The organism is Pseudomonas sp. HP_12, assembly GCF_055283955.1.
On sequence record NZ_JBTOQG010000060.1, the window covers coordinates 265,847 to 273,158 of the forward strand.

Genomic DNA, 7,312 nt, shown 5'->3' on the forward strand with positions numbered 1-7,312 from the left:
AAAAAACCCTCGGCCATGACCTGCGCCGAGGGTTGTTTCATCGCGAGTTGCAGCGATTATTCGATCGCTTTGACCATGTCCTCGATGACCTTTTTGGCGTCACCAAAGACCATCATGGTTTTGTCCAGGTAGAACAGTTCGTTATCCAGACCTGCATAGCCGCTGGCCATGGAGCGCTTGTTGACGATGATGGTCTTGGCCTTGTACGCCTCGAGAATCGGCATGCCGGCAATCGGCGACTTGGGATCGTTTTTCGCCGCCGGATTGACCACATCATTGGCGCCCAGCACCAGGACGACGTCCGCCTGACCGAACTCGGAGTTGATGTCCTCCATCTCAAACACTTGATCGTAAGGCACCTCGGCTTCCGCCAGCAGCACGTTCATGTGCCCCGGCATCCGGCCGGCCACCGGGTGGATCGCGTACTTCACCGTAACGCCCGCGTGGGTCAGCTTTTCGGTCAGCTCTTTCAGCGCGTGCTGCGCTCGAGCAACCGCCAGCCCGTAACCCGGCACGATGATTACGGTGTCGGCGTTGGTCAGCAGGAAGGTTGCATCGTCAGCCGATCCCGATTTGACCGGACGGGCTTCCTTGCTGCCGCTCGTAGCACCGGCATCCACTGCGCCACCGAAGCCGCCGCCGATCACGTTGAAGAACGAGCGGTTCATCGCCTTGCACATGATGTACGACAGAATCGCGCCGGAGGAGCCGACCAGAGAGCCGGCAATGATCAGCATCGAGTTGTTCAGCGAGAAGCCAATACCCGCCGCTGCCCAGCCCGAGTAACTGTTGAGCATCGACACCACAACCGGCATGTCTGCGCCACCAATCGGGATAATCAGCAGCACGCCAATCACGAACGCCAGGATCAGCATGACGCTGAACGCGAACAGGCTACCCGTCAGCATGAACGTGATGCCGAACAGCAGCGTCGCCAGACCCAGAACCAGATTGAGCTTGTGCTGACCGGCAAACTGCACCGGTGCGCCCTGGAACAGGCGGAACTTGTATTTGCCCGACAGCTTGCCGAAGGCGATGACCGAACCGGAGAACGTAATCGCCCCGATCGCCGCGCCCAGGAACAACTCCAGACGGTTGCCCGCAGGAATCGGATCGCCCAAGTGGTGAACGATGCCCAGCGACTGTGGCTCGACCACCGCAGCGATGGCGATGAACACGGCTGCCAGACCAATCATGCTGTGCATGAAGGCGACCAATTCCGGCATCTTGGTCATCTCGACGCGCTTGGCCATGATCGAACCCGCAGTACCGCCGACCAGCAGACCGATAAGGATGTAGCCAATGCCTGCGCTGGCGCCGTCGGTAGATAGCGCAGCCAGTTTGAACACCAGTCCGATCGTAGTCAGAACAGCCAGGCCCATGCCGAGCATGCCGAACAGGTTGCCTCGACGCGAGGTGGTCGGGTGAGACAAGCCCTTCAGCGCCTGGATGAAGCAGATGGCCGAAACGAGGTACAGCAAGGTGACGAGGTTCATGCTCATTACTTGGCCACCTCGTCTTTTGCCTTGGGCGCTTTCTTTTTGAACATCTCAAGCATCCGCCGGGTGACCAGAAAACCGCCGAAGACGTTAACGGCCGCCAGCGCAACGGCCAGGGTGCCCATGGTTTTGCCCAGTGGCGTCACTGTCAGCGCGGCGGCAAGCATGGCGCCGACGATGACGATGGCCGAGATAGCGTTCGTGACTGCCATCAGGGGCGTGTGCAGTGCAGGCGTCACGTTCCAGACCACGTGGTAGCCGACGTAAATGGCCAGCACGAAGATGATCAGGTTGTAGATACCGGGTGAGATGAACTCTTCCATTATTTTTATCCTCAGCCGTTCTTGCGGATGACTTGGCCATCGCGGCACATAAGGCACGCGGTAACGATGTCGTCTTCGAGGTTGATCTGGAACTGGCCTTCCTGGGTGAAGAGCAGCTTCATGAAGTCCAGCAGGTTGCGGGCATAAAGAGCCGACGCATCCGCCGCGACCATGGCGGGCAGATTCGTGTGGCCAACGATGGTCACGCCATGCTCGACCACCACTTGGTCGGCTACCGTCAGAGGGCAGTTGCCGCCCTGCGCTGCCGCCAGATCGATCACCACCGAGCCGGGCTTCATCTGCGCGACCGTTTCAGCGCTTAACAGCACCGGAGCCTTGCGACCGGGAATCAGCGCCGTGGTAATCACGATGTCCGCCTGTTTGGCACGCTCATGAACGGCCACAGCCTGACGCTGCATCCAGCTGGCCGGCATCGGGCGGGCGTAACCGCCGACGCCCACGGCAGCTTCCCGCTCCTCGTCAGTCTCGTAGGGCACGTCAACGAACTTGGCCCCTAGCGACTCGATCTGCTCCTTCACCGCTGGACGTACGTCCGAGGCTTCAATGACCGCACCCAGTCGTTTGGCAGTGGCGATGGCCTGCAGCCCCGCAACCCCCGCTCCGAGAATCAGCACGCGCGCTGCTTTCACCGTACCGGCCGCTGTCATCAGCATGGGCATAAAGCGCGGGTAGTGCTGCGCCGCCAACAGCACAGCCTTATAGCCAGCGATGTTGGCCTGGGAAGACAGCACGTCGAGGCTTTGCGCGCGCGAGGTGCGTGGCGCCGCTTCGAGGGCAAAAGCGGTGATACCGCGTTCAGCCAGCTTGGCGATCATGTCGTTATTGAAAGGGTTGAGCATCCCGACCACCACTGCGCCGCTTTTGATCAACGGCAACTCGGCGTCGCCGGGAGCGGAGACCTTGAGGATGAGTTCAGCGCCGAATGCATCGGCGGTGCTGCCGATCAATGCACCTGCCGCCTCATAAGCACTGTCGGTCACGCTCGCCGCAATGCCCGCGCCGTTCTGCACAGTCACGGTGTGGCCTTGGGCGATGAGCTTTTTGATGGTTTCGGGAGTGGCGGCGACCCGGGTTTCACCAGACTGGGTTTCGAGGGGGACTCCAATGTGCACGTCAAATCTCCTGCGTGATCTTATTGTCTTAATTAGGCCAGCGCGCTACGGCCCGAGGGCTGGGATTGCGATCACTACGCCCGTTAACACAGCCGGGCGCGGCATTTTGCAGGGGATACCAGAGGCCTTCAAGGGTTTCTGTAACCGAACGAAAAATGTACTACAAGTCACCCTGTGACCGATTGACGCACAAAACCTGTTAAGTCATTGATACCAAATACATTTCCTTGGTAACGGGTTCTCACAACCGTGTTAAGGCAAAATTCCTAAAATGAAGTGAAATCAGGCTGTAGAGCGCTATTTGTATGACTATTGGGATAACGCGAGCAAAAAGAAGCGTGTGTCGCAAATGCGACAAATCAAGATATATGTAGGTTTTAAGATTTTCGTACTACACGGGAACGTGCGTGTTGTGGATAGGCATTCAGGGCAGGGAGTAGGTCTTGGCCTGCTGAATCAGCCAGTCGCGAAACGCCTTCAGCGACGCTGATTCCATTTTGCGCTCCGGAATCATCAAGTAATACGCCTTTGAGCTTGAAAGCTGGTGAGGGTTGGCAATCACCAGGCGTTTTTCGGCCAGTTCATGCTGAATAAGAAATGGTGGTATGAGCGCCACACCCATGTCGTGCATGGCTGCCTGAGCGAGCATGGAGAATAGCTCGTATCGGGGACCTGTCATGTCGCGAGCCACCCCCATGTCCAGCGAGTTGAACCACTGCCGCCAGGCGTAGGGCCGAGTGGTTTGCTGGAGCAGCGGCATCTCGGCCAACTCTTGAGCGCTGATGCTGTGCCGTGCCCCAAGCAGTGCCGGACTGCAGACCGGCATGGGATTTTCGCCCATCAGTCTGTGGGACTCGGTACCAGACCAATCAGCATCACCGAAGTAGATAGCTGCGTCGAATTCGGTATCGGCAAACAAAAACGGTCGCGTGCGGTTGGTCAGGTTGATAGTGACGTCAGGGTGGTTCTTCTGAAAATCCTTTAGGCGTGGCAGTAACCATTGCGTGCCAAAGGTGGGCACTACCGCCAGTTCGATCATATTGACGCCCTGATGACCCATCACTGACAGCGTGTCGCGTTCAACAGCGTCAAGTTGCGTTGCGATGCGCCGGCTGTAGGAAAGGCCAGCCTCAGTAAGCTTCACACCCCGTCGCGAACGTCGGAACAGGCCGACATTCAAGAACTCTTCCAGGCTCGCGACCTGACGGCAGATCGCGCTCTGGGTCAGAGAAAGCTCCTCAGCCGCCTTGGTGAAGCTCTCGTGCCGCGCGGCTGCCTCGAAGCTCACCAGCGCAGCGGTGCTTGGGATTTTACGACGCATGTACCTTTGCCTCACTCATAGCGACGGCCCGGTGGCACCGGCCGTGTCTCGGAGTGAGAAATTAGCACAGGATGATGCGAAATCGTCGTTTGCTCGATCCCGGGTTCAGGCCTAGGCTCGCTTCATTACTTCTCCGGCAGGTCCGGAAGCGCATTTGGTGAGGAGAGAGTCATGAGCGGCAAGGCAAGTTTCAGTTGGATCGACCCCCTGTTGCTGGACCAGCAACTCACCGAAGAAGAGCGCATGGTTCGCGACAGCGCCGAGCAGTTCGCCAGGGACAAACTGGCACCGCGTGTGCTTGAAGCCTTCCGCCATGAAAAGACAGACCCGGCGATCTTTCGCGAGATGGGTGAGATAGGTCTTCTCGGCGCCACGATCCCGGAGCAGTACGGCGGCAGCGGTCTGAACTACGTGTGTTACGGCTTGATCGCTCGCGAAGTCGAGCGCGTCGATTCCGGTTATCGCTCGATGATGAGCGTGCAGTCCTCCCTGGTCATGGTGCCTATCAACGAATTTGGTACCGAAGCGCAAAAGCAGAAATACCTGCCAAAGCTTGCGTCCGGTGAATGGATTGGTTGCTTCGGCCTTACCGAACCCAATCATGGTTCGGATCCGGGCGCGATGATCACCCGTGCGCGAAGCGTCGAAGGCGGCTACCGTCTGACCGGCAGCAAAATGTGGATCACCAACAGCCCGATTGCCGATGTCTTTGTTGTCTGGGGCAAAGATGACGCCGGCGATATCCGCGGCTTCGTACTGGAAAAGGGCTGGCAAGGCCTGACTGCTCCGGCGATTCACGGCAAAGTCGGCCTGCGCGCTTCGATCACTGGCGAGATCGTGATGGACAACGTGTTTGTGCCGGAAGAGAACATTTTCCCGGAAGTCCGCGGTCTTAAAGGTCCGTTCACGTGCCTGAACTCCGCCCGCTATGGCATTTCCTGGGGCGCCTTGGGGGCTGCCGAGTTTTGCTGGCGCACCGCGCGTCAATACACACTGGACCGTCAACAATTCGGCCGTCCGCTCGCAGCTAATCAGCTGATCCAGAAAAAGCTCGCTGACATGCAGACCGAGATCACGCTGGCGCTTCAAGGCTGCCTGCGTCTTGGCCGGATGAAAGACGAGGGCACTGCAGCGGTTGAAATCACCTCCATCATGAAGCGCAACTCCTGCGGCAAGTCGCTGGACATCGCGCGTATGGCGCGTGACATGCTGGGTGGCAACGGCATCTCTGATGAGTTCGGTATCGCCAGGCATCTGGTCAATCTGGAGGTGGTGAATACCTACGAAGGTACACACGACGTCCATGCGCTTATCCTTGGTCGCGCGCAAACCGGCATCCAGGCCTTCTATTAAGGAGCCAGCAATGGGCGCGTTATCGCATTTGCGTGTGCTGGACTTGTCCAGGGTCCTTGCCGGCCCTTGGGCAGGGCAGATTCTGGCTGACCTCGGTGCCGAGGTGATCAAGATCGAGCGCCCGGGTAACGGCGATGACACGCGGGCGTGGGGGCCGCCCTTCCTGAAGGATCCGCGCGGAGAAAACACGTCTGAAGCTGCGTACTACCTGTCAGCCAACCGCAACAAACAGTCCGTCACCATCGACTTCACCCAACCCGAAGGCCAGAAGCTGGTCCGCGAACTGGCGGCGAAGTCCGATATCGTCATCGAGAACTTCAAGGTTGGCGGGCTGAAGGCCTACGGTTTGGATTACGAATCACTGCAACTGGAGAACCCCAGGCTCATCTATTGCTCCATTACCGGGTTCGGTCAGACGGGACCCTACGCCAAGCGAGCAGGTTACGACTTCATGATCCAAGGGCTCGGTGGGCTGATGAGCCTTACCGGTCGTCCCGAGGGGGAGGATGGCGCGGGACCGGTGAAGGTCGGCGTGGCGCTGACGGATATTCTGACGGGGCTGTATTCGACTTCTGCGATTCTTGCTGCTCTGGCGCATCGGGATCAGGGAGGGCCTGGTCAGCACATCGACATGGCGTTGCTGGATGTGCAGGTCGCCTGCCTGGCAAATCAGGCAATGAATTACCTGACGACGGGCGTATCGCCAAGGCGACTGGGTAATGCTCACCCGAATATCGTGCCCTACCAGGATTTCCCCACCGCCGATGGCGATTTCATTCTCACGGTGGGGAACGACAACCAGTTCCGCAAATTCGCCGAAGTGGCCGGGCAACCGCAGTGGGCCAGCGATCCGCGGTTTGCGAGTAATAAGCAGCGCGTGGCGCATCGTGCCGAACTGATCCCGCTGATCCGGCAGGCCACCGTCTTCAAGACCACGGCCGAATGGGTCGCGGCGTTGGAGGGGGCGGGCGTACCGTGTGGCCCTATTAACGATGTCGCCCAGGTGTTCGCAGATCCGCAGGTGCAATTCCGCGGTCTCCATGTCGAGTTGCCTCATGCATTGGGTGGGACTGTTCCTCAGGTTGCCAGTCCGATCCGTTTATCTGCCACGCCTGTTGAATATCGGCGTGCGCCGCCGTTGCTGGGAGAGCACACATTGGAAGTTCTAACCGGCTTATTAGGATTACCTCACGCTGAGGTAACTGCCTTGCGTAAGAGGGGCGTTCTCTAAGGGCTGGTGCTCTTGCAGGAGTCTTTAGCCGATCTCTATATAAACAGAAGGAAGCGTCGGATTTCGTTAGGGTTTTGGCTTTTTCATGAAAAGTTCAAATTAGGTGTTGACGTCCCTCTGAATCTGTCTATAATTCGCCCCACTTCCGGCGCAGACGAAACGGAAAACTCCTTGATAATCAAAGAGTTGGACGAAGTAAGCAGCGAGGAATGCTTCGGTTCAGATGCTTGAATCGACAGCGGTGAAAAAGGCAGTTGACAGCAGGTTGTAACGCTGTAGAATTCGCCTCCCGCTGACGTGAGACGTTAAGTCGAACGAAGCGCAAGTGGTTGAAGTTGATAAGGAAACTTTGAAAACTTCTTAAAATAACCGCTTGACAGAAACAAGAGACGCTGTAGAATGCGCGCCTCGGTTGAGACGAAAGATCTTAACCACCCGCTCTTTAACAACTG

6 protein-coding genes are annotated in these 7,312 nt (G+C 58.0%); 2 read left to right on the forward strand and 4 right to left on the reverse strand.

What is annotated here, in order from left to right; all coding sequences use genetic code 11:
- Positions 1–56: 56 nt before the first annotated feature.
- The 4 genes from ACYASU_RS25000 to ACYASU_RS25015 all read right to left on the reverse strand — a co-directional run bounded on the left by ACYASU_RS25000 (position 57) and on the right by ACYASU_RS25015 (position 4,276).
- Positions 57–1,502, reverse strand: coding sequence for an NAD(P)(+) transhydrogenase (Re/Si-specific) subunit beta (locus tag ACYASU_RS25000; protein WP_192174468.1), 1,446 nt, complete (start codon positions 1,500–1,502; stop codon positions 57–59).
- Positions 1,502–1,822 carry an NAD(P) transhydrogenase subunit alpha part 2 gene (locus ACYASU_RS25005; RefSeq protein ID WP_065987890.1) on the reverse strand — a complete coding sequence of 107 codons (321 nt, stop codon included), beginning with the start codon at positions 1,820–1,822 and terminating at the stop codon, positions 1,502–1,504. The genes ACYASU_RS25000 and ACYASU_RS25005 overlap by 1 nt, the downstream gene beginning before the upstream one ends.
- Positions 1,823–1,833: 11 nt before the next feature.
- A complete protein-coding gene (locus tag ACYASU_RS25010) occupies positions 1,834–2,955 on the reverse strand; it encodes a Re/Si-specific NAD(P)(+) transhydrogenase subunit alpha (protein ID WP_463584400.1) in 1,122 nt (373 codons plus the stop codon).
- A gap of 424 nt (positions 2,956–3,379) precedes the next feature.
- Positions 3,380–4,276: a LysR family transcriptional regulator gene (locus ACYASU_RS25015; RefSeq protein ID WP_463584401.1), complete on the reverse strand. Its 897-nt coding sequence runs from the start codon at positions 4,274–4,276 to the stop codon at positions 3,380–3,382.
- A 171-nt stretch (positions 4,277–4,447) separates the two neighbouring features.
- On the opposite strand from ACYASU_RS25015, the gene ACYASU_RS25020 reads away from it, so the two are divergent.
- Positions 4,448–5,629 (forward strand): acyl-CoA dehydrogenase, encoded by a 1,182-nt coding sequence (locus ACYASU_RS25020; RefSeq protein ID WP_463584402.1) that lies wholly within the window; start codon positions 4,448–4,450, stop codon positions 5,627–5,629.
- Between the two features lie 10 nt (positions 5,630–5,639).
- Positions 5,640–6,860 carry a CaiB/BaiF CoA transferase family protein gene (locus tag ACYASU_RS25025; RefSeq protein ID WP_463584403.1) on the forward strand — a complete coding sequence of 407 codons (1,221 nt, stop codon included), beginning with the start codon at positions 5,640–5,642 and terminating at the stop codon, positions 6,858–6,860.
- Positions 6,861–7,312: the final 452 nt, after the last annotated feature.